This window comes from Pseudomonas sp. IT-P395, assembly GCF_949767675.1.
In the GTDB taxonomy this organism is placed as follows: Bacteria; Pseudomonadota; Gammaproteobacteria; order Pseudomonadales; family Pseudomonadaceae; genus Aquipseudomonas.
Window position 1 is genome coordinate 244,562 of the sequence record NZ_CATKPW010000060.1, and the last position, 22,895, is coordinate 267,456.

19 protein-coding genes are annotated in these 22,895 nt (G+C 59.6%); 10 read left to right on the forward strand and 9 right to left on the reverse strand.

The features are described from left to right. Nucleotides 1-105: 105 nt before the first annotated feature. Nucleotides 106-2,157, reverse strand: a complete 2,052-nt coding sequence (gene metG / locus ACM6IN_RS27735; protein WP_007916615.1) for a methionine--tRNA ligase — start codon at nucleotides 2,155-2,157, stop codon at nucleotides 106-108. Nucleotides 2,158-2,312: 155 nt separating this feature from the next. Here metG and apbC point away from each other — a divergent pair, with 155 nt between their 5' ends. After that, a complete protein-coding gene (apbC, locus tag ACM6IN_RS27740; RefSeq protein ID WP_007916614.1) occupies nucleotides 2,313-3,407 on the forward strand; it encodes an iron-sulfur cluster carrier protein ApbC in 1,095 nt (364 codons plus the stop codon). 131 nt (nucleotides 3,408-3,538) lie between these two features. Here the strand turns inward: apbC and ACM6IN_RS27745 are convergent, their stop codons facing one another. Further along, nucleotides 3,539-4,297, reverse strand: coding sequence for an SDR family oxidoreductase (locus ACM6IN_RS27745; RefSeq protein WP_414917067.1), 759 nt, complete (start codon nucleotides 4,295-4,297; stop codon nucleotides 3,539-3,541). Between the two features lie 163 nt (nucleotides 4,298-4,460). Here ACM6IN_RS27745 and ACM6IN_RS27750 point away from each other — a divergent pair, with 163 nt between their 5' ends. The 4 genes from ACM6IN_RS27750 (at nucleotide 4,461) to groL (ending at nucleotide 7,985) form a co-directional block, all read left to right on the forward strand. Next, nucleotides 4,461-5,192 carry a HugZ family protein gene (locus tag ACM6IN_RS27750; protein ID WP_414917068.1) on the forward strand — a complete coding sequence of 244 codons (732 nt, stop codon included), beginning with the start codon at nucleotides 4,461-4,463 and terminating at the stop codon, nucleotides 5,190-5,192. 65 nt (nucleotides 5,193-5,257) lie between these two features. Beyond that, nucleotides 5,258-5,734: an FxsA family protein gene (locus ACM6IN_RS27755; protein ID WP_095112323.1), complete on the forward strand. Its 477-nt coding sequence runs from the start codon at nucleotides 5,258-5,260 to the stop codon at nucleotides 5,732-5,734. 260 nt (nucleotides 5,735-5,994) lie between these two features. Next, complete coding sequence (locus tag ACM6IN_RS27760) at nucleotides 5,995-6,288, forward strand: co-chaperone GroES (protein ID WP_007916610.1); 294 nt, start codon at nucleotides 5,995-5,997, stop codon at nucleotides 6,286-6,288. 50 nt (nucleotides 6,289-6,338) lie between these two features. Next, entirely contained in the window at nucleotides 6,339-7,985 is a 1,647-nt protein-coding gene (gene groL, locus ACM6IN_RS27765; RefSeq protein WP_007916609.1) for a chaperonin GroEL, read from the forward strand. Nucleotides 7,986-8,181: 196 nt separating this feature from the next. On the opposite strand, the gene ACM6IN_RS27770 is transcribed toward groL, so the two are convergent. Then, nucleotides 8,182-8,925, reverse strand: a complete 744-nt coding sequence (locus tag ACM6IN_RS27770; RefSeq protein ID WP_007916607.1) for a phosphatase PAP2 family protein — start codon at nucleotides 8,923-8,925, stop codon at nucleotides 8,182-8,184. 220 nt (nucleotides 8,926-9,145) lie between these two features. On the opposite strand from ACM6IN_RS27770, the gene colR reads away from it, so the two are divergent. The 5 genes from colR to ACM6IN_RS27795 all read left to right on the forward strand — a co-directional run bounded on the left by colR (nucleotide 9,146) and on the right by ACM6IN_RS27795 (nucleotide 12,872). After that, complete coding sequence (colR, locus tag ACM6IN_RS27775; protein WP_007916604.1) at nucleotides 9,146-9,817, forward strand: two-component system response regulator ColR; 672 nt, start codon at nucleotides 9,146-9,148, stop codon at nucleotides 9,815-9,817. Further along, on the forward strand, nucleotides 9,817-11,091 hold the full coding sequence (locus ACM6IN_RS27780; protein WP_007916602.1) for a sensor histidine kinase: 1,275 nt from the start codon (nucleotides 9,817-9,819) through the stop codon (nucleotides 11,089-11,091). The genes colR and ACM6IN_RS27780 overlap by 1 nt, the downstream gene beginning before the upstream one ends. A gap of 161 nt (nucleotides 11,092-11,252) precedes the next feature. Further along, on the forward strand, nucleotides 11,253-11,921 hold the full coding sequence (locus tag ACM6IN_RS27785) for a class I SAM-dependent methyltransferase (RefSeq protein ID WP_007916600.1): 669 nt from the start codon (nucleotides 11,253-11,255) through the stop codon (nucleotides 11,919-11,921). A gap of 4 nt (nucleotides 11,922-11,925) precedes the next feature. After that, a complete protein-coding gene (locus ACM6IN_RS27790; protein WP_414917069.1) occupies nucleotides 11,926-12,642 on the forward strand; it encodes a lipopolysaccharide kinase InaA family protein in 717 nt (238 codons plus the stop codon). 2 nt (nucleotides 12,643-12,644) lie between these two features. Continuing rightward, on the forward strand, nucleotides 12,645-12,872 hold the full coding sequence (locus tag ACM6IN_RS27795; protein WP_034153490.1) for a hypothetical protein: 228 nt from the start codon (nucleotides 12,645-12,647) through the stop codon (nucleotides 12,870-12,872). 166 nt (nucleotides 12,873-13,038) lie between these two features. On the opposite strand, the gene ACM6IN_RS27800 is transcribed toward ACM6IN_RS27795, so the two are convergent. The 6 genes from ACM6IN_RS27800 to ACM6IN_RS27825 form a co-directional block, all read right to left on the reverse strand. Beyond that, on the reverse strand, nucleotides 13,039-16,074 hold the full coding sequence (locus ACM6IN_RS27800; protein ID WP_095125865.1) for a multidrug efflux RND transporter permease subunit: 3,036 nt from the start codon (nucleotides 16,072-16,074) through the stop codon (nucleotides 13,039-13,041). A gap of 13 nt (nucleotides 16,075-16,087) precedes the next feature. Further along, nucleotides 16,088-17,236, reverse strand: coding sequence for an efflux RND transporter periplasmic adaptor subunit (locus ACM6IN_RS27805; protein ID WP_007916593.1), 1,149 nt, complete (start codon nucleotides 17,234-17,236; stop codon nucleotides 16,088-16,090). 181 nt (nucleotides 17,237-17,417) lie between these two features. Beyond that, nucleotides 17,418-18,518: a DUF1513 domain-containing protein gene (locus ACM6IN_RS27810; protein WP_007916592.1), complete on the reverse strand. Its 1,101-nt coding sequence runs from the start codon at nucleotides 18,516-18,518 to the stop codon at nucleotides 17,418-17,420. A gap of 14 nt (nucleotides 18,519-18,532) precedes the next feature. After that, on the reverse strand, nucleotides 18,533-19,597 hold the full coding sequence (locus ACM6IN_RS27815) for an imelysin family protein (protein ID WP_007916589.1): 1,065 nt from the start codon (nucleotides 19,595-19,597) through the stop codon (nucleotides 18,533-18,535). Nucleotides 19,598-19,624: 27 nt separating this feature from the next. Continuing rightward, nucleotides 19,625-21,052: a di-heme oxidoredictase family protein gene (locus tag ACM6IN_RS27820; RefSeq protein WP_414917070.1), complete on the reverse strand. Its 1,428-nt coding sequence runs from the start codon at nucleotides 21,050-21,052 to the stop codon at nucleotides 19,625-19,627. A 294-nt stretch (nucleotides 21,053-21,346) separates the two neighbouring features. Further along, nucleotides 21,347-22,693, reverse strand: a complete 1,347-nt coding sequence (locus tag ACM6IN_RS27825) for an imelysin family protein (protein WP_414917071.1) — start codon at nucleotides 22,691-22,693, stop codon at nucleotides 21,347-21,349. Between the last annotated feature and the right edge of the window lie 202 nt (nucleotides 22,694-22,895).

Below are 22,895 nucleotides of genomic sequence, written 5' to 3' on the forward strand. Positions count from 1 at the left end.
AGCGAAACGGGCGGGTGTCTCTAAAGGTTAGGCATTATCCGGCCAGATATGAAAAATCCCACAGGCATGCCGGGCACGCCTGTGGGATCAATTGACCGCCAGCTGTTACTTGATGCGCTGACCTGGCTTGGCGCCGCTGTCCGGGCTCAGCAGGTAAATCTCTTCACCGCCAGGGCCGGCCGCCATCACCATGCCTTCGGAGATACCGAACTTCATTTTCCGAGGCTTGAGGTTGGCGATCATCATCGTCAGGCGACCGTCGAGTTTGGACGGATCCGGATAAGCGCTCTTGATCCCGGAGAACACGTTGCGCTGCTCGTCACCGATGTCCAGCGTCAGGCGCAGCAGCTTGTCAGCACCTTCGACGTGTTCGGCTTTGACGATCAGCGCGACGCGCAGGTCGATGGCAGCAAAAGCATCGAAGTCGATTTCCGGCGACAGCGGGTCCTTGGCCAGTTCGCCATTGCCCGCTGGGGCCGCGGCACCGGTGTCGGTCTGGCTGGCGGTGAGGTCTTCTTTCGAGGCGTCGCTCATGGCTTGTACTTTTACCGGGTCGATGCGGGTCATCAACGGTTTGAATTCGTTCAACTGGTGGTTGGCCAGCAGCGTGGTGTGGTCGTTCCAGGTCAGCGGGGCGACGTTGAGGAACGCCTCGGCATCGGCGGCCAACAGCGGCAGCACCGGTTTGAGGAAGATCACCAGTTGGCGGAACAGGTTGATGGCGGTGGCGCAGATCGCCTGGACTTCATCCTGTTTGCCTTCCTGTTTGTTCAACGACCACGGCGCCTTGTCGGCGATCCAGGCGTTGGCGCGGTCGGCCAGAGCCATGGTTTCACGCATGGCACGGGCGAAGTCGCGGGCCTCGTAGGCGTCGGCAATGCTTGGCGCAGCAGCGAGGAAAGCCTCGGTCAGCTCTGGCGCGGCATTGGTGCCGACCAGCAGGCCGGCGTTACCTTTCTGGATGAAACCGGCGCAACGGCTGGCGATGTTGACCACTTTGCCGACCAGGTCGGAGTTGACCTTCTGCACGAAATCTTCGAGGTTCAAGTCGAGGTCATCGACGCCACGGCCCAGTTTGGCCGCGTAGTAATAGCGCAGGTATTCCGGCGACAGGTGATCCAGATACGTACGCGCCTTGATGAAGGTGCCGCGCGACTTGGACATCTTCTGGCCGTTGACGGTCAGATAGCCGTGCACATTGATGCCGGTCGGCTTGCGGTAGCCCGCGCCTTCGAGCATCGCTGGCCAGAACAGCGCGTGGAAATTGACGATGTCCTTGCCGATGAAGTGGTACAGCTCGGCGGTGGAATCCTTGGCCCAGAACGCATCGAAGTCCAGCTCCGGCGTACGGTCGCAAAGGTTCTTGAAGCTGGCCATGTAGCCGATCGGGGCGTCCAGCCACACGTAGAAATATTTGCCCGGCTCGCCCGGGATCTCGAAACCGAAATACGGCGCATCGCGGGAGATGTCCCACTGTTGCAGGCCGGCGTCCAGCCATTCAGCGATCTTGTTGGCGACGGCGTCTTGCAAGGTGCCGCTGCGGGTCCAGGTTTGCAGCATTTCCTGGAAGTCTGGCAGTTTGAAGAAGAAGTGCTGGGAATCCTTGAGCACCGGGGTGGCGCCGGAGATCGCCGACTTCGGATCCTTCAGATCGGTCGGGGCGTAGGTCGCACCGCATTTTTCGCAGTTATCGCCGTACTGGTCTTCGGTACCGCATTTCGGACAGGTGCCCTTGATGAAGCGGTCGGCCAGGAACATTTTCTTTTCCGGGTCGAAGTACTGGGTGATCGAGCGCTGGGCGATGTGCCCGGCGTCACGCAGCTTGATGTAGATCTGGCTCGACAACTCACGGTTTTCTTCGGCGTGAGTGGAGTGGAAGTTGTCGAAATCAACCAGGAACTCGGCAAAGTCGGCGCTGTGTTCAGCCTGCACGTTGGCGATCAGTTGTTCCGGGGTGATGCCTTCCTTTTCCGCGCGCAGCATGATCGCCGAACCGTGGGCGTCGTCGGCGCAGACGTAAATGCATTGATTGCCGCGATGCTTCTGGAAGCGCACCCACATATCGGTCTGGATATATTCCAGCATATGGCCAAGGTGAATCGAACCGTTGGCGTAGGGCAGGGCGCTGGTGACGAGGATCTTGCGTGGTTCGGACATGTGGGGCTTCGCTACTTGATGAAACGGAGGTCGGCCACTATAAAGCGCCGGGCAAGATATTTCACCCCTGCAAATCGTTGCCGGGCATGCCGTCCGGAGGATAGAAGGGGTAGGATACCCGCCATCTTTTCCCAGTCTTGTTATCGGAGTTGCCCATGAGCGCCATCACTCGCGCAGCGGTGGAAGCCGTCCTCAGCCAATACACCGACCCTTACCTGAACCAGGACCCGGTCAGCGCCGGTTGCGTGAAGCACATCGAGATCGTCGGTGATCGCGTCAACGTGCAGCTGGAAATCGGTTATGCCGCTGGCCTGTTCAAAAGCGGATGGGCGCAAATGCTGCAATTGGCCATCGAGAACCTCGACGGTGTCGCGGCCGCGAAAGTAGAAATCAATACAGTTATCGCTGCGCACAAGGCGCAGGCGCAGATTCCGGGGCTGGCCAACGTCAAGAACGTGGTCGCCGTGGCCTCCGGCAAGGGCGGTGTGGGCAAGTCGACCACCGCCGCCAACCTCGCACTGGCCCTGGCCCGCGAAGGCGCCAAGGTCGGGATTCTCGACGCCGATATCTACGGCCCGAGCCAAGGCATCATGTTCGGCATCCCCGAGCGCACCCGCCCGGAGGTCAAGGATCAGAAGTGGTTCGTGCCGCTCAAGGCTCACGGTGTAGAAGTCATGTCGATGGCGTTTCTGACCGACGACAACACGCCGATGGTCTGGCGCGGGCCGATGGTCTCCGGCGCGCTGCTGCAACTGGTTACGCAAACCGCGTGGGGCGATCTGGATTATCTGGTCATCGACATGCCGCCAGGCACCGGCGACATTCAACTGACTTTGGCGCAAAAAGTCCCGGTGGCCGGCGCGGTGATCGTTACCACCCCGCAGGATCTGGCCTTGCTCGACGCGCGCAAAGGCGTGGAAATGTTCCGCAAGGTCAACATTCCGGTGCTGGGCGTGGTGGAAAACATGGCCGTGCACATTTGCTCGAACTGCGGGCATGCCGAGCATCTGTTCGGTGAGGGCGGTGGTGAAAAACTGGCGACCCAGTACGGCGTTGAACTGCTGGCTTCGCTGCCTCTGTCGATGCTGATCCGTGAACAGGCCGACGGCGGCAAGCCAACGGTGATCGCCGAGCCGGACAGCCAGATTGCCATGGTCTATCAGGAACTCGCCCGCCACGTCGGTGCGCGGATTGTGTTGCAGGAAGCGGCGACACCGGCGATGCCGAACATCACCATCAGCGACGATTGATGCATCAGCAACACCGATAACCCTGTAGGAGTGAGCCTGCTCGCGATAGCGGAATAACATTCAACAGATTTGTTGAATGAATGACCGCAATCGCGAGCAGGCTCACTCCTACATTTGTTTTGTGTTGGCAGTTAGATACGCAAGCCGCCATCCATCTCCAGAATCCGCCCGGTGTAGTAGTCGTTCTCGAAGATATACGCCGCCGAGTGTGCAATCTCTTCCGGCTTGCCCATGCGCTTGAGCGGGATCCCCGCGGTCATCTTCTCCAGCGCTTCCGGTTTCATGCCCAGGGTCATCTCGGTTTCGATGAAGCCCGGTGCAATGCCCGCCACCCGAATGCCGTAACGCGCCAGCTCTTTGGCCCAGGTCACTGTCGCTGCAGCAACACCGGCCTTGGCTGCCGAATAATTGGTCTGGCCAACGTTGCCTGCTCGAGAAATCGACGAGATGTTGATGATCGCGCCAGTGTTCTTCAGCTCGACCATTTTCGCCGCCACTTCACGGGTGCAGAGGAACACGCCGGTCAGGTTGACGTCGATGACGGCCTGCCACTGGGCCAGGCTCATCTTGGTCATTTCGCCGTCCTTGACCTTGAGCAGCAGGCCATCACGGAGGATCCCGGCGTTGTTGATCAGGCCGTGGATCGCGCCGAAATCAGCGGCGACCTGAGTGACCATGTGCTCGACCTGCTCTTCATTGGCCACGTTGCACAGATAGCTGCGCGCCTCGACGCCCTTGGCCTTGCAAGCCGCGACCGCGTCGTCGAGTTTTTCCTGATTGAGGTCGACCAGGGCGAGCTTCGCGCCTTTGCCGGCGAAATACTCGGCCATCGAACGGCCCAAACCCTGGCAACCGCCAGTGATAATGATTACTTTGTCGTTGAGTTGCATTCGCATGCCCCGATAGCAGGTCTGAGTAGTTGTTGTTTTCAGCGACTCCCGATCTGCACCGGCCGTGGCTGGTTTGCACATGAGAATTGCCCGCCGGCTGACCGGGACTTGATCCCCGGCGCCTGTCCGTTTTTTCGACGGATTCTATTTAAGGAGTCATAAATTGAGCGTTGAAGTGGCGAAGAATGCCCGAGAATTGCTTCTCAAGGAATACCGTGGAGTGCTGTCGACCCACTCCAAATCGATGCCCGGTTTTCCTTTTGGCTCCGTGGTGCCGTACTGCCTGGACGAGCAGGGCCGGCCGCTGATCCTGATCAGCCGCATTGCCCAGCACACCCACAACCTGCAAAAAGACCCGAAATGCTCAATGCTCGTCGGCGAGCGCGAGGCCGATGATGTGCAAGCCGTTGGTCGCCTGACCTATATGGCCGAGGCGCAAAAGCTCGAAGACGTTGCCGCGATCGAAGCCGCCGCCGAGCGTTACTACCGTTATTTCCCCGATTCGCAGAACTACCACAAGGCCCACGATTTCGACTTCTGGGTGCTGACCCCGGTGCGTCATCGCTACATCGGTGGTTTTGGTGCGATTCACTGGGTCGATCAACTGACCCTGGCCAATCCGTTCGCCGGCAAGGCCGAGATCAGCATGGTCGAGCACATGAACAGCGACCACGGCAAAGCCATCGCGCACTACGTCGACCTCGCCGGTCTGCCGAAAACTGCGCCGGCGCAACTGGCCGGGATCGACACAGAAGGCATGCACCTGCGCATCGGTCAGGCGCTGTACTGGCTGCCGTTCCCAGCACCTTGTAATACGCCGACACAAGTGCGCGAAGCCCTGGTTTCATTGGCTCATGCCGAGGTCTGGCCAAAAAATGCTGTGGCCGACGCTTGAATTCACGAAAGGGCGACGTCATCTAAGGCTTACTGCAAGGCATTTCTTGCGTTGAGGAAACTTTGATGCGCCCTTTTCTGTTGCTCTTTCTGCTGTTTCCAGTGCTGGAGCTGTTCGTATTCGTCAAAGTGGCAGGGGCTATCGGGTTTTTCCCGGCCCTGCTGCTGATCATTCTCGGCTCGATGTTCGGTGTGTTTGTGCTGCGCGTCGCCGGTCTGGCCACTGCATTGCGTGCCCGTGAAAGCCTGAACCGCGGCGAACTGCCCGCACAAACCATGCTGGAAGGTTTGATGCTGGCATTGGCCGGTGGCCTGTTGATCCTGCCTGGCTTCATCAGCGACGTGGTCGGTCTGGTCATGCTGCTGCCAATCAGCCGTCGACTGCTGGCGAACAAAATGCGCCAGCGCGCCGAAGAACAGGCCATGCGTCAGCGTGCGTTCGCCGACGACCTGCAACCCCGTGGCGGTCCTGCACCGCGTCAGCCACTGGGCCGCGAGGGTGATGTGATCGAAGGCGAGTTCGAACATCGCGACTCCAAGTAACATCTGCATTGACACGGCACCTTCGGGTGCCGTGTTCGTTTATGGGCTGCTTTTGTGCAACATATCGGTGAAAAATTTTTAGCCGCGCCCTTGTAATAAGCTTATGCGCCCTTATGTATCGGTCACCGAAAGGTTTCTGGCATTTGCGCCAGTCAGTCTTCCGCGTCTCGCTCGACGAGGCGCAACCGGCGAAGGCCGGATTTGTTAAACCCGCCGGGACTACACCGGCCGATGAAAACCACAATTAGGAGAGATCGACAATGAAGCTTCGTCCTCTGCATGACCGCGTCGTAATCCGTCGCAGCGAAGAAGAAAAGAAAACCGCTGGCGGTATCGTCCTGCCAGGTTCGGCTGCTGAAAAAGCCAACCACGGTGTGATTCTCGCTGTAGGCCCGGGCAAAGCTCTGGAAAACGGCGAAGTGCGCGCACTGTCCGTGAAGGAAGGCGACAAGGTTGTGTTCGGTCCTTACTCCGGCAGCAACACTGTGAAAGTCGACGGCGAAGACCTGTTGGTAATGAGCGAGAACGAAATCCTCGCTGTTATCGAAGGCTGATACCCCCGTTCATTTTCCCGCTACTACAAAGTATTTAAGGAATATCGATCATGGCTGCTAAAGAAGTTCTGTTTGGCGATTCCGCCCGTAAAAAAATGCTCAAGGGCGTCAACGTCCTGGCTGACGCAGTAAAAGCGACCCTGGGCCCGAAAGGCCGTAACGTGATCATCGAGAAGAGCTTCGGCGCTCCGACCATCACCAAGGACGGCGTTTCCGTCGCCAAAGAAATCGAACTCGAAGATCGCTTCGAAAACATGGGCGCGCAGCTGGTCAAAGACGTTGCCTCCCGTGCCAACGATGACGCTGGTGACGGTACTACTACCGCTACCGTTCTGGCTCAGTCGATCGTCAACGAAGGCCTGAAAGCCGTCGCTGCCGGCATGAACCCGATGGATCTGAAGCGTGGTATCGACAAAGCGACCATCGCGATCGTCAAAGAGCTGAAGAACCTGTCCAAGCCATGCGCTGACACCAAGGCCATCGCTCAGGTCGGCACCATCTCCGCCAACTCCGACAGCTCCATCGGCGACATCATTGCCGAAGCCATGGAAAAAGTCGGCAAAGAAGGCGTGATCACCGTTGAAGAAGGCACTGGCCTGGAAAACGAACTGTCGGTTGTAGAAGGCATGCAGTTCGACCGTGGCTACCTGTCCCCGTACTTCGTCAACAAGCCAGAGACCATGGTTGCCGAGCTGGACAGCCCGCTGATCCTGCTGGTCGACAAAAAGATCTCGAACATCCGCGAAATGCTGCCAGTGCTGGAAGCCGTTGCCAAAGCCGGCCGTCCACTGCTGATCGTTTCCGAAGACGTTGAAGGCGAAGCCCTGGCGACTCTGGTTGTGAACAACATGCGTGGCATCGTTAAAGTCGCAGCCGTCAAGGCGCCAGGCTTCGGCGACCGTCGCAAGGCCATGCTGCAGGACATCGCTGTTCTGACCGGCGGTACCGTTATCTCCGAAGAGATCGGCCTGAGCCTGGAAGCCGCTACCCTGGAAAACCTCGGTAGCGCCAAGCGTGTGACCATCTCCAAGGAAAACACCATCATCGTTGACGGTGCTGGCGTAGAAGCTGACATCCAGGCGCGTATCACTCAGATCCGTGCCCAGGCTGCTGAAACTTCCTCGGACTACGACCGTGAAAAACTGCAAGAGCGTCTGGCCAAGCTGTCCGGCGGCGTTGCAGTGATCAAGGTTGGCGCTGGTTCCGAAGTAGAAATGAAAGAGAAGAAGGCCCGCGTTGAAGACGCCCTGCACGCAACTCGTGCAGCCGTTGAAGAAGGCGTGGTACCTGGCGGTGGCGTTGCGCTGATCCGTGCTCTGCAAACCCTGGTTGACCTGAAAGGCGACAACGCTGATCAGGACGTCGGTATCGCTGTTCTGCGCCGCGCTGTTGAAGCTCCGCTGCGTCAGATCGCTGCCAACAGCGGCGACGAGCCAAGCGTTGTGGTCAACGAAGTCAAGAACGGCAAAGGTAACTTCGGTTACAACGCTGCAACTGGCGAATACGGCGACATGATCGAAATGGGCATCCTGGACCCAACCAAGGTGACTCGTTCCGCTCTGCAAGCTGCATCGTCGATCGGCGGTCTGATCCTGACCACCGAAGCGGCAGTAGCTGACGCGCCGAAGAAAGACGGCGCTGCTGGCGGCGGTATGCCAGACATGGGCGGCATGGGTGGCATGGGCGGCATGATGTAAGCCAGCCTTACCCCGTAACGCAAAACCCCGCTGACGCGAGTCAGCGGGGTTTTTTATTGCCTTTGATTTAGTGTTGGCGAAAGTCCGAGTAATCGTTCATCGCTGGCAAGCCAGCTCCCACAGTGATTCGAGCGTTCACAAAATGTGTGCTCGGCACCAACCCTGTGGGAGCTGGCTTGCCAGCGATGGCGTCAGATCAGGCGCTGACCGGTTGCGCCTCGACCACGGCCTCGGCTTTCACCGCCGGGCGATACAGCACCCAATAATAAGATCCCAGACAAATCAGCCAGCAGAAAATCGCCGTCCACACGTTGTGCGAAAAGAAGTGCGCGCCCTGCATCATCCGGCTGATGGAAAACACCGACCCCAATGCGAAGGCAAAGATAAACGCCTGTCTGGCCAGACGCGGACGCCGATCACGCAGGACAAAGAACAGCGCAAACAAAGTAAACCCCGTCGCCGCATGACCACCGGGCCAGCAACGCCCGGGTTTATCGGTCTGTGGACGATGCTCCATCAGTTTGCTGTAGGTCTCATGGCCACCGAATTGCTCCAGGCTCCACGGGCACTGCACGGCAGTCACGGCTTTGACCGGAGTGACGAACGATGTCGCCAGGCCCAGCGAAAGTACCAGGCAACCCAGTTCACGCTTGAACGGTTTCAGCCTGGCGAGAAAAAACGAGCCGATAAAGCCGAGGATGGCCAACACCGAGAACGCAATGACCACCTGTTTGGCACGATCATGGAGGATGTCTTCAAGGAAAAAACTGTGTCGCCCGATAAAGTCGCCTGCGACCGGGTCGTAGAACAGTCTGGCCAGATCCATGTCCAGATCGGTCAGTTCGAGCAACACCAGAATGATTGCCGCGACGGTGGGTATTCCCAGGCAAAGCCAGAAGTTCAGCGGTCTGGAAACGGGGCGGGCAGAAGTCGACACCATGGGCAATTCCTTGGGTGTAAGTAGGATCTGAGGAGCGCAACCGCGCGGAGTCTGCGCGTCTATGCGTCGCTGATTTGTTAATCGAAAGTGAAAAAAACGTTGGCTGGAACAATGAACGTTTTTCTCGCGCAACAACTCAACGCACGCCTAGCCGTGAGCCACACTTGGCCGTAAGCTGCGCGGGCCAAGACGGCCGTTACCCCGTACGGAGGAGGTGCCCATGCGAATTCTATTGGTCGAAGACAACCGCGACATCCTGGCCAATCTGGCCGATTATCTGGGCCTCAAGGGCTATACCGTCGATTGCGCCCAGGACGGTCTGTCGGGCCTGCATCTGGCCGCCACCGAGCATTACGACCTGATCGTGCTCGACATCATGTTGCCCGGCATCGATGGTTACACTCTGTGCAAACGCCTGCGTGAGGACGCCCGTCGGGACACACCGGTGATCATGCTCACCGCCCGCGATCAACTCGACGACCGCTTGCAGGGTTTCAAGGCCGGGGCCGACGATTACCTGATCAAGCCATTTGCCTTGTCCGAGCTGGCTGCGCGGGTCGAAGCGGTGATGCGCCGTGCGCAAGGTGGTGGTCGCCGTGCGCTGCAGGTCGCCGATCTGAGCTACGACCTCGACACGCTGGAAGTGACCCGCGACGGCAAACTGCTGAAGCTCAACCCGGTCGGCCTCAAATTGCTCGCGGTGTTGATGCAGAAGAGCCCGCACGTCCTGCGTCGGGAAATTCTCGAAGAAGCGCTGTGGGGCGATGATTGCCCGGACAGCGACAGCCTGCGCAGTCACGTTCACCAACTGCGTCAGGTGATCGATAAACCTTTTGCCAAACCACTGCTGCACACTGTGCACGGCGTGGGTTACCGGCTGGCCGACGTGTAATGGAGTTCAGGCAAAGTCTTTCCCAGCGGATCATCATTGCTTTTGCCTTGATGAGTGCACTGGTGGCCGGCGCCTTCGCAATGGGCATTGTCGCGACCGTGCACCTGGTGGAAGAAAAACTGATTTCGGCGGGGCTGGGCGGCGACTTGCAGCGTCTGCTGCTGATGGACAATGTTTCGGACTGGAGCCATCGCCCGGAACCCGACCAGTTGTTCTATTTCAGTGGCGGACCGGGCGATTTCGAGCTGCCCAAGGACCTGCGCCACCTCGATTCGGGTTTCCATGAAGTCTTCCGCGAGCAGCTGTCGTATCACGCGATGGTCGAGATCGTCGACGGTCGCCGTTACGTCTTGTTGCAAGATCAAAGCGATTTTGAAGAGCGCGAGCGTGTGCTGTTTGCCGTGGTCCTGGTGGGTTTTGTGCTCAGCCTGGCACTAGCGGTGTTCCTCGGCTGGGTGCTGGCGCGCAAGGTGATGGCGCCGGTGGTCCGACTGGCCCGGCAGGTGCGTCACCGTGACCAGTTACTCGGGTTGGCGCCGCCGTTGGCGCCGGATTACGCGGCAGACGAAGTCGGCGAGCTGGCGGTGGCCTTCGATGCCACATTGGGGCGTTTGCGTCAGGCGCTGACACGCGAACGTTTGTTCACCAGCGACGTCAGCCATGAATTGCGCACGCCGCTTATGGTATTGGCCAGTTCCTGCGAACTGCTGCTGGAAAACCCGGGGATCGACCAGCGTGGTCGTTCACAGGTCGAGCGAATTGCCCGCGCCAGTGAAGAAATGCGCGAATTGGTGCAAACCTTCCTGATGCTGGCGCGCGCCCAGCATGAGGATGCTGGCATGGCACTTCAGCAAAACCTCTCGCAAGTGGCCGAAGGCCTGTTGTGTCTGTGGCGCGGGCCGATCGAGAGCAAGGGCCTGAAACTGATCTTCGAACCTGGCAGTCCATCAGACATTCGCTACAACGCGACCCTATTGAATGCCGTGATGGGCAACCTGTTGCGCAACGCGCTGCATTACACCGAAAGCGGCTTCATTCGCCTGACACTCACTGCCAACGGCTTCGCGGTGGAAGACTCCGGTGTCGGCATTCCGGAAGAAAAGCGCGAAGCCATGTTCGAGCCTTTCGTACGTGGCAGCGAAAAGCGTGGCGAAGGCCTGGGGCTGGGATTGTCGCTGGTGCAGCGGATCTGCGAGAACCAGGGCTGGACCGTCAGCTTGAGCACGATGGAGCCCAATGGCTGCCGCTTCGAGGTAGATCTGGGCAAAATCTGACGCACGGAGTGGCTCAATGCTACTCCCTCCTTCCTGTCTAAATCCTGTATAACGCTGTAATAATTTGTCTGTTTACCGGACATTTTTTTCACAAATGGATGACCTGACGCTGACACGCCGCTCCTTAAGGTGGTGACATCAGCAATTCAGGAGTCCAGGTGATGTCCGGTCCGATCAAACTCGATTTTTCCGAGAAGTACGACGATCAACACGCGCAGAAATATCTGCGCAAGCACAAAGAAAGTCTTGGACGGCGTCTCTCCCATTGGCGTGACGAACAGATGGCCCGCAAGGCGCTGGCGCTGGTTGGCGAGCCAGGGCTGGTGCTGGATCTGCCTTGCGGTGCCGGGCGTTTCTGGCCCTTGTTGGGCGAAAAGGCCAACCGGGTGATTATCGGTGCGGACAATTCCGAGTCGATGATCAAGACGGCCATGCAGTCGCAACCGGCCGATGTGGTGAAACGGGTACAACCCTTGCACACATCTGCCTTCGACATTGCCTTGCCTGACAACGCCGTCGACAGCATTTTCTGCATGCGTCTGCTCCACCACATCGGTGAAGCCGAGCATCGCCGGGCGATTCTGCGCGAATTCGAGCGCGTCACCCGCGACAGTGTGATCGTTTCGCTGTGGGTTGATGGCAACTTCAAAGCCTGGAAACGCCAGCGAGCCGAGCGCAACCGTGACAAACGCGAGTATCAGAATCGCTTTGTGTTACCGGCCGCTACGGTGGAAAAGGAATTCGAGGAGGCAGGTTTTCGGATTCAGGAACAACTGGACTTTATTCCGCTCTACGCCATGTGGCGGGTTTACGTATTACGCAAGAGGTAACAGGATGGCAGTGCAATTTGCAGCAGAAACGGATGTCGCTCCGCAAGATCGCTTTGACTTTTACTGGAACCAGCGCGGCGAGTGGGTGGAAGAGCCCAATGTTCGACGTGGCGGGGAAAGTGGCGTGCAAAGGGTCGTGGGGCGCGATGGTCAACTGCTGTATGCCAAGCGCCAGACCGGTCATATCTACCGCAGCTGGCTGCACCCTTTCGGCCGTCCTACTGTTCTGCGTGAACTTGACGCGCTGACTGGCGTGAGCAAGCTCGGTGTGCGCGTGCCCGAGATCGTCTTTTGCGGTGCCCAGCCTGATCCGCAACACAAGTGGCGTGCACTTTTGGTCACCAAGTCCCTGGACGGTTTCCAGGAACTGGAACACTGGCTGGCGGCTGCCGGCGGTCGCGATCAGTGTGGCGATGTGGTTTACGAGCGTGTGCTCAAGGACCTCGCCGAGAATCTGGCGCGTATGCACAAGGGCCGTTGGCAGCACAGCTGCATCTACATCAAACACGTGTTTGTGCGTGTGACGGGCGAAGGCGAGTCGGCCAAGGTCGAGGTCGCTTTGATCGATATGGAGAAATGCCGCCAGCGTCTGACCGCCTATCGCGCCGCCTCCCATGACATGAAGCAATTGCGCCGCCATTCGTCGTTCCGCGACGCGGACTGGAAAAAACTCGTCTACTTTTATGAGACGGCGTTTGGCAGCGCTATCAAAGGTTTATAGCGATGAAACTAGAAATTGCACGAGGTTTGTTTTTGGTTGGAGCCTTGGCAGTTGCGTCATTGGCGGTGGCTGCCTGGGAGCAGCCCCGCATGCAGGTGGTTGGCGCGTCCGTAGACGACGCCCACTGCGCAGTCCCACGGGTGGCAAAAGCCTCCGTGGCGACCAAACCCGATCATGATCTGTTGTTGTTCATGTTCGGACTTTCTCAAGGGATGAGGCCGCAAAGTTGAACCGATTGAAGCCCACATAAAAGGCCTCGCAGTTGCGAGGCCTTTTTTATGCCCGAGACGACACAGATCCCGTGTAGGAGTGAGCCTGCTCGCGATAGCGGCCTGTCAGTTAATAATGATTTGAATGGCACACCGCTATCGCGAGCAGGCTCACTCCTACAGGGGGTTATGCGGTTGGTTTGGGATCAGGTTTCGCCAGCAAGGTGTAAACGCACGGCAGGACAAACAGCGTAAACAACGTACCAATCGACATCCCCGTGGCAATCACCATGCCGATATCAAAACGGCTCACCGCACCGGCGCCCGTGGCCAGAATCAGCGGCACCATGCCAAACACCATCGCCGCCGTGGTCATCAACACCGGCCGCAAGCGAATCGCCGCCGCTTCCTCAACGGCTTCGCGCGCCGTCAGGCCCTTGTCCTTGCGCAACTGGTTGGCGAACTCGACGATCAGGATGCCATGCTTGCTGATCAGCCCGATCAGCGTCACCAGCCCGACCTGGGTGTAGATGTTCATGCTCGACCAGCCGAGGAACAGCGGAATCAGCGCCCCGCAGATCGACAATGGCACTGTCACCAGAATCACCAGCGGATCGCGGAAGCTTTCGAATTGCGCCGCCAGCACCAGAAAGATAATCGCCAAGGCCAAGGCAAACGTCACCCACAACGCGCTGCCCTCCTGGACGAACTGACGTGACGCACCGCCATAGTCAAAGGCGAACCCGGCCGGCGCTTCTTCGCGGGCAATCTGCAACACGGTATCGATGGCTTCGCCCATGCTCACCAGCGGGAAACCGGAAATCTTCGCGGCGTTGAGCTGCTGGAACTGGTTGAGCTGGCGCGGTCGGGCGCGGTCGCTGACCTTGATCAGTGTCGACAGTGGCAGCAACTCGCCCTGGGTGTTTTTCACGTAGTAGTTGTTCAGCCAGTCCGGGTTATCGCGGTACGGCCGTTCAACCTGAGCAATCACCTTGTAGCTGCGCCCATCAATGGTGAAACGGTTGATTTCTGCCTCGCCCAGCAGGGTGGCGAGGGTGCCACCGAGGTCCTGCATCGACACGCCCATCTGCGCCGCTTTGGCGCGGTCGATATCGACAACCACTTCAGGTTTGTCGAACGCCAGATCGAGGTCGACGAAGGCGAACTTGCCCGATTCCATGGCGCGTTTCTTGATCCGGTCGGCGACTTGCAACAGTAGTTCGTAGTCGTTGGCGGTGTTGACTACAAACTCGAACGGCAAGCCTTCGCCGGTGCCGGGCAGGGAGGGCAGGTTGAAACCGAAGATCTGCAAGCCCGGGATGCCTTCGAGTTTGCCCTGCACCTCCGGGAGGATCTGCATTTGCGTGCGGCTGCGCTCGTTCCACGGCTTAAGCAGGAAACCGCCGATGCCGGCCTGCACACCGTTGTAGCCGTTGATCTGGAACGAGGAGTAGTACTCGGGGAATTCCTTGAAGATTTTGATGAATTCGTCGGTGTAGGTGCTCAGGTAATCAAGGTTGGTCGGCTGTGGCGCAGTGGCCATCATGAAAATGATGCCCTGATCTTCGTCCGGGGCCAGTTCCGATTTGGTGAACTTGAGGAACACCGGGATCAGGCACAACACGATCACCGCGAATACCAACACCACAGGGCGCGTGTTCAGCGTGCCGTGCAACATGCTCTGATAGCGGCGCTTGAGGCCGTCGAAGATACGGTCGAGGCGATGCGCCAGACCACTGGGGTTTTCCTCGTGGCGCAGCAAAAAAGCGCACATCATCGGTGACAGAGTCAGGGCGACGATCCCGGAAATCACCACCGCACCGGCCAAGGTCAGCGCAAACTCCTTGAACAGCGCCCCGGTCAGCCCGGTGAGAAAACCGATCGGCGCATACACCGCCGCCAGGGTGATGGTCATCGACACCACAGGCATGGCAATTTCCCGCGCGCCTTCCAGCGCCGCATCAAACGGCGTCTTGCCTTCCTCGATGTGCCGGTGGATGTTCTCCACCACGACAATCGCATCGTCGACCACCAGACCGATGGCCAGCACCATCGCCAGCAGCGTCAGCAGGTTCATCGAGTAGCCCATCATCTGCATGAAGAACATCACGCCGATCATCGACAGCGGAATGGTCACCACCGGGATCACTACCGAACGCAATGCGCCGAGGAACAGGAACACCACAACGATGACGATCAGCACCGCTTCGAACAGAGTTTTCACTACTTCATCGATCGAGGCCTGAATGAACAGCGTGGCGTCGTAAGCGATCTCGCTTTTCAGGTTTGGCGGCAGTTGCGCTTCCAGCTCCGGCATCAGCTTGCGCACTTCCTTGATCACGTCCAGCGGGTTGGCGCCCGGTGTGGCTTTGATGCCGATGTACACCGACGGCGTGCCGCCGAACGAGCTGATCGAGTCGTAGTTTTCCGCGCCCATTTCCACCCGCGCGACATCGCTGAGCAACACGCGGCTGTCGCCACTGACCTTGAGCGGAATCGCCGCAAAAGCCTCGGCCGATTTCAGCTCGGTATTGGCGTTGATGCTGGTGACCACGTATTCGCCTTTCACTTCGCCGGCAGCGGAGAGGAAGTTGTACTGGCGCACGGCGTTGGTCACATCGCTGGCGCTGAGGCCGAAACCGGCGAGTTTTACCGGGTCGAGCCACAGGCGCATGGCGAACACCTGATTGCCGAGAATCTCCGCTTCGGCCATACCCGGCAGGGTTGCCAGTTTTGGCTGGATCACCCGTGACAGGTAGTCGGTGATCTGCGGGTTGCTCAAGTCCTTGCTGAAGAAGCTGATGTACATCAGCGCCGAAGCGTCGGCGGATTCCTTGCTCAGCACCGGGTCTTCGGCGTCCTGCGGCAACTTGTTTTTCACCTCGTTGGCCTTGGCCAGCAGTTCGGTGAACAAACGGTCGGTGTTGGAGCCGATGCGCGCGTAGATCGAGATCACCGAGAAGTTCTGCCGACTGACCGAGGTCATGTAATCGATGCCCTCGGCGCTGGCCAGACTTTGCTGCATTGGCTGCGTGATATAGCCCTGAATGGTTTCGGCGTTGGCCCCGGGGTAAGCGGTGGTCACCGTGATCAGGGCGTTTTCCATTTGCGGGTATTGGCGCAGCGGCAGCTTGCTCCAGGCCTGAAAGCCGAGCAACACAATCAACAGGCTGACCACAGTGGCGAGCACCGGGCGGCGGATGAACGGATCGGTAAAAGCCATGGGAATTCCTTGATCAGTCGGCGCGGGGCGGACTGTTCTGCTCGCCGAGGGTCTTGTCGTCGCTGATGGCGATGTGGGCACCGTTGTCCAGTTTGATCTGGCCAGCCGTCACCACTTGTTCGCCGCTCTGCACGCCCTTGTTGATCATCACCAGGCCATCGCGGCGCTCACCGGTTTCGATGAAGCGGCGTTCGGCGATCAGCACCGGTTGACCCTTGTCATCCTTTTCGACACTACCGTCCTCGGCTTTCTTCTGCCCGACCACGTAGATCGAGTTGCCGTAGAGGGTGTAAGTGATCGCACTTTCCGGCACCACGATATGTTTTTGCGGATCGGGCAGCAGCACTTCGAGGCTGGTAAACATCCCCGGCAGCAGTTTGCCGTCGGGGTTGGCCAAAGTGGCGCGGATCAGAATGTTGCGCGTAGTGCTTTCGACGATCGGGTTGATCGCGCTGATCTTGCCAGCGAAGTTTTGCCCCGGGTAAGCAGAGACCGAGATCTGCACCGGTTGACCGATGGCCAGTTTCGGCACCGACTGCTCGGGCAGATAGAAGTCGGCGTAGAGGCTGCTCAAATCCTGCAACGTCGCAATTTTGGTGCCGCTGGCGAGGTAGTCGCCGACGTCGACCTGACGGATGCCGATGGTGCCGCTGAACGGCGCGAGGATGCGTTTTTTTGCCAGCGAGGCGTTGAGCTGATTGACCGTGGCCTTGTTCTTTTGCAGAACGGCAGAGAGGCGGTCGTACTCGCCTTTGGAGATGGCGCGACTGTCGACCAGTTGCGCGCCACGGCCGAAGTCCAGTTGCGCCAGACCGAGATCAGCCTTGGCGGTTTCCAGCAGGGCGGTTTCAACGGCGCTGTCGAGTTGCAGCAACGGCTGTCCGGCCTTGACCTTCTGTCCGGATTCAAACTTGAGTTCGGTGACGGTGCCGGCGACTTCCAGACTCAGCTCGACACCTTGCAGCGCCTTCAGCGTGCCGACGGTCGGCAGGCGCAGCTGCCACGGCTGCTCGCTGGCGTTGGCCACGGCGACGCTGATCGGCGGTTTCGGCTTGGAAAAGCCCTGGATCATCGTGTAGATCGAAAAGGCTTTATACCCGCCCAGCACCAGGACGATCAGCAAAACAACACCCAACATGATCAGCATGCGGCGACGCAGCATATTTCCAGTTCCTTGGATAAATCAGGTGAGACAGGCGGGCACATTACTCCGAGTACAGGGGGGATTCCAACTGGCAGTTCTTACAGGGGGGGGCAAAAAGATCGCAGCCTGCGGCAGCTCCTACAGGGGAATGCATTCCAAATGTAGGAGCTGCCGCAGGCTGCGATCTGTTAAGGCTGTTTCAGGCCATCAGATGCAGATGGTTGTCCCAGAGCCCCGCCGGCAATTCCAGCGGCTTGGCCAACAGCTCATCCTGGCGGCAATCGTAGTAACGGCAACGCCCTTGCCCGGAGGTCACGACAAAACCGTCCTTCACCGCACCGACACCGGCGCAATCGGGCAATGGTGCATCAAGGCGTACTTCGCCGCTGTCCAGATCCCAGATAAAGAAGCGGTTGCCACGCGGCGCCGTCAACGCAACCAGACGCAAATCACTGTGCACTGCGACGCTGGCGGTGTAATGCCCCATCGATTGCAACTGATGCTCTGGCACCGGGAACGCCACGAACGGCTGCCCCGGACGCTTGATCGCCAACAGTTCCGAACGCTCATGCGACGCGCCCATGAATTGCTGACCGGCAACGATGGTGCCGTCGCTGGCGATGCCCAGATGGCGCACGCTGTTCATCTGCTGGGCGAGGGTTTCCTTGCTCAGCAGGGTGCCATCGCGCTGCATCAGCACCAGACTTGGCTCCATGGCGTTGAGGTTCATGTCGACGCGGCTTTCCGCCTCGGTACGAATCCCGCCATTGGCCACCACCAGCGTCTCGCCGTCGGGCATCCACGACACCTGATGCGGGCCGAGACCGTGGGTGGAAATCTCACCCGTGTGCACCAGCCGCTCGCCTTCGAACTTGTACACGCCGAGCAAGCCGCGACCGGGATCGGTGGTGTCGTTTTCGGTGGCGTACAGGTATTCGCCGTCCTTGTGCACCACAGCGTGGCCGTAGAAGTGCCGGTTCGGCTGCGAGGTCACCGTCTGCAGCAACTGACCGTCGCGCAGGTCGATCAGGTAACTCTCGGTGCCCGGACGACGGGCGACGAACAGTGCAATCGGCTGCGTCGGGTGGTTGATGATGTCGTGGCAACGCTGGCCGACTTCGGTGGCGAACACCCGCGTGCCATCCAGCCGATAGCCGACGGCGTAGTGCTTGCCGTCGGTGTCGTCGCGCGCCGACAGCAACAGCGGGCTCTGATCCTTGCGTTTGAACAGCGTCCAGCCGCCCAGCGTCACTGCTCCCAGCAGCGTACTAGCTAAAGTCAGAACCTGACGTCGCAGCATGGCACTTGCCCTCATCAGTCACCGTCGTTGGCGTTGAAGCCCAGTTGGATGCCCAGCGCCTTGGCCAGTTCGCCTTCGTGCAGGCGATGGACGACGTTGAGGCTGTCGTAGATGTCGTTCAGTTGCTGACGACCGGCGTCGTCTTCAAGCATTTCGCCGAGCGAACGCTGGGTGCTGTCGAACAGTTTCAGCGAAGCGGCATAAGCGGCGTCGATTTTGTCGGCCAATGGCTTTTGCTCAGCCGGCAACAGACCGCGCAGGCCTTTGTTGTCGACGCCTTCCCACACGGTTTTCGCTGCCGCTAGGCTGGCTTCCAGTGCGGTCAGCGAAGACTGGCTGCGCCATGCATCGGCCTGGAACGGCTGTGGTACGCCCTTGCTCTGGCGGCCCATTGGCGTGCCGAGTTTTTTCTTCAGGGTGTCCAGCGCGGTGACTTGCACGCGCAGCAGATCGGCGATCGCTTCGTGGGAATCGGCGTAGCGCTGGTTCGGGAACTTGGTCATCTGCGCAAGCATGCCGTCGGTGTTGTTCCAGTTCTGCAGAATCTCTTCGGCCAGCTGCTTCTGACGCTCGCCGATGGCGATCAGCAGTGGGCAGTACTTGGCTTTCTGCTCGGCGTTGGCGACGTCAGGCTTGGCGTCGAACAGGATGTACTCGTAAGCCGACAGGCCTTGTACCACCACGCTCGATTTGGCGAGTGCGGCGGCATCGATCTGCGGCTGGGCGACGACCAGTTGCTCGACCTGACGGCCGACGAGGTTCTTCTTGTCCGGCCAGAACTGCACCTGCCACGAACGGTTGCCCTCGGCCAGCGGGCCGATCAGCAGCGGTTGCAGCTCGGCCCAGGCCTTCTGTGCATGGAGGAAGTCGGCGCGGGCGGTCTCCAGGGTTTCTTTGCCTTGGCAGTAGGCGAGGGCGCTGACCGCCAGTTGCTTGTCGGCCTCGACCCAACGGGTGTAGGTCGGCAGGATCACCGATTTGGCGATGGCCGCCGAGGTGACCGCTTGCGGATCCTGCGGCGAGCAGGCGCCGAGGGCGAGCGCGGCAAGGCTGGTGAACAGTAGCTTGGGACGGAACATGTCGGGCTCCCGATTCTTTATCAGTGTTTAAAGTGAGTTCAAAAACGCCAGCAACGCAGCGCGCTGCTCGGCATTGAAAGACAAAACCTGTTGCTGCGCCGCTTGCGCTTCGCCGCCATGCCATAGCACCGCTTCGAGCAGATTGCGTGCGCGACCGTCATGCAAAAACTGCGTGTGGCCACTGACTGCTTGCGTCAGGCCAATCCCCCACAACGGCGGCGTGCGCCAGTCGCGGCCGGAGGCCTGGAATTCCGTGCGGTTGTCGGCCAGACCGTCGCCCATGTCATGCAGCAGCAGATCGCTGTACGGGCGAATCACTTGATTGGCCAGTTCAGGTTCGGCGGCGTTGGCGGCGGTGGTGTATTTCGGTGTGTGGCAGGAATCGCAGCCGGCCTGGAAAAACAGGTTCTTGCCGGCCAGCACTTCTGCATCGTTGACGCCACGACGTGCCGGCACAGCGAGATTGCGGCTGTAGAACAACACCAGGCGCAGGATGTTGTCGCTGACTTCCGGCTCGCCGTCCGGGCCGTTGCCGTTCGGTGCCTGTTTGCAGGCCGTTTGCGCGTCGGTGCAGTCATCGAAGGGGCGCAGGCTGGTCGTGAGGCCCATGTCACCGGAAAACGCGTGAACATTCTGTTGATTGAGGGTCGGTTGCCCGGCTTTCCAGCCAAATCTGCCCATGACGGTCTTCTGCAAAGCGTCATCCCAGACCTGGTTGGGACGGCCGCTGATGCCTTTGTTGTCTTTGGCTTGCGCGGCGGCATTGGCCAGAATCGCTTCTTCGGGGATCGCTTCGAGCAGGCCGAGGCCGATCATCGGCGGCGCAACCCGTGCGGAAAAACGCGTGTCCGGGTGCATCGGGCCGTAGCCGAGTTGGGTAATCTGCAACACCGGTTTACGCAGTTCGACTTCGGTGCCGTCCTTGAAGCGTACAGGCACTGGCGTGTAGGTAACGCGGACTTTGCCCTCGGGAGCGACGCCGGGCACGGCCATGTCCTGAAACTGACCGCCGTACACCGGCTCCGGCACCACGCCGACCTGTTCAATGACTTTGGCAAATTCCGGTGTATCGGGAATCGACAGGCGCACGAGCATGGACACCGCGTTAGGTGCATCCGGTGGCGGCGGATGACCGCGCCCGTCCTTGATGTGGCAGCCCTGACAGGCATTGGTATTGAACAGCGGCCCAAGACCATCGCGGGCGGTGGTGGTCGACGGGGCGATCACCCACGGGCTGCGGAAGAAGCTGTTGCCGACGCTGAAATCCACTCGCCGTGACGGCGGCAGGTTGGCCGAGGGCAGGGAGAACGCATTCTGATCGGTCTTGCGCACGGTCGCGGCACCGCCCGAGCGTGCTTCACCGGGCTCGGCCTTGGTGAAACGCGGGGCGTCATCGCAGGCACTCAGGCCCAGGGCCAGCAACAGTGCGGACAAGCGAAGAGGCAGCGAGGGCATCAGACATCCTGCGGACGGGCGAAAACAAAGGCGCAAAGTCTAACAGGGCCGGGGTGATTGAATAAGAGGAATTATCGTTTGCTTGATATGACGCAGGGTTTCACTCGAGACCGAGGTGCGGCCATCGCTGGCAAGCCAGCTCCCACAGGTACAGCGGCGTTCGCAATATCTGTGTACACCGGCAATCCCTCTGGGATCTGGCTTGCCAGCGATGGGGCCATCAGCATCACCACAGAAAGCAGACATGAAAAAGGCGACCCGAAGGTCGCCTTTTTTTGACGCAGACGCTGTTGATCAGAACTCGTGATCAGCGTTGTCCGGGTTCAGGTCGCTGATGCCCAGCTTGCCGGCAGCGGCTTCGATCGAACCGGTCTGCTTGACCAGAGACGCGATGGCGTCGCGAACAATCTGGTTGCCAGCGGTGTTACCCGCAGCGATCAACTGGTCGTAGTGCTCACCCTTGTTGGCGTGATCGACCATGACCTGGATCTTGGCTTCGGTAGCGGCCAGATCGGCTTTCAGTGCGGTGTCGGCAGCCGGGTCGGCCTTGGCCACCAGCGACGACAGGCTGGCGCCGGTCATCTTGGTGCCGTCAACACGGATGTACTCGCCCAAATACACGTTACGAATGCCTTTGGCATCGTAGAAGTGCGAGTTGTGGGTGTTGTCGCTGAAGCAATCCTGCTCGTCTTCAGGGGAGTTGGCTTCCAGGGACACCTTCATGCGCTCGCCCGCCAGTTCGCCCAGGGACAGGCTGCCCATGCCGAAGAGCATTTTGCGCAGACCGGTTTCGCCCGGCTCGGCTTCGAGGGTGGCGCGGTAGTTGTCAGCCACGTTCGGCTTCCAGTTACCGACCATTTCTTCCAGATCGCTGACCAGCAGTTGAGTCACCGACTTCAGGTAGGCACGACGACGATCGTTGTGACCGCCAGTAGCGCCGGCGCCTTCCAGGTAGTCGGAGGCCGGACGGTTGCCAGCGCCAGGGCCGGTACCGTTCAGGTCCTGGCCCCAGAGCAGGAATTCGATGGCGTGGTAGCCAGTGGCAACGTTGGCCTCGGAACCGCCCAGCTCGTTGAGGCTGGCGAGTTTTTCCGGGGTGATGTCTTTGACGTCGACCTTGTCTTCGCCGACCTGAACTTCGGTGTTGGCGATGATGTTGGCGGTCGCGCCCGGGTTACCCAGTGCGTGCTCGTAGGATTTGTCGACGTAGTCGATCAGGCCTTCGTCCAGTGGCCAGGCGTTAACCTGACCTTCCCAATCGTCGATGATGGTGTTGCCGAAGCGGAATACTTCACTCTGCAGGTACGGAACGCGCGCGGCGACCCAGGCAGCCTTGGCGGCTTTCAGGGTGTCGGCGTTCGGCTTGGCGAGGAAAGCATCGACAGCGGTCTGCAGGGTTTTCGCGGTGGATTCGGCATCGCTGTAAACGGCGAAGACCATGTCGGCGTAGTGCGCGACCACAGCCTTGGCGGCGGCTTCGTCGACTTTACCGGCAGCGGCAGGCGCCGCCGCAGGTGCGGTGGTGCTGGCGGCTGGCGTCGGTGCGGCCGGAGCGGCGGCCTTGTCTTTACCTTCGCCGCAACCGGCGAGGGAAATAGCGATGGCCAGCAGACTGGCGGTAGCCAGAGGCATACGAATCATGGCGAACATCCTGCTTCGATAGTTGAGTGGACTCGCGCTGGGGGTGCGCAAAACTGCGACATAATGCAAATCTTTCGCATTATGTGTAAAGGGTTGTGGCTGGAAATATTTCTTATTTACGCAGATCAAAAGATCGTCCGATCGCGGCCCGAGCCTTCGGCAGCTCCTACAGGGGGAACGCATTCCAAATGTAGGAGCTGCC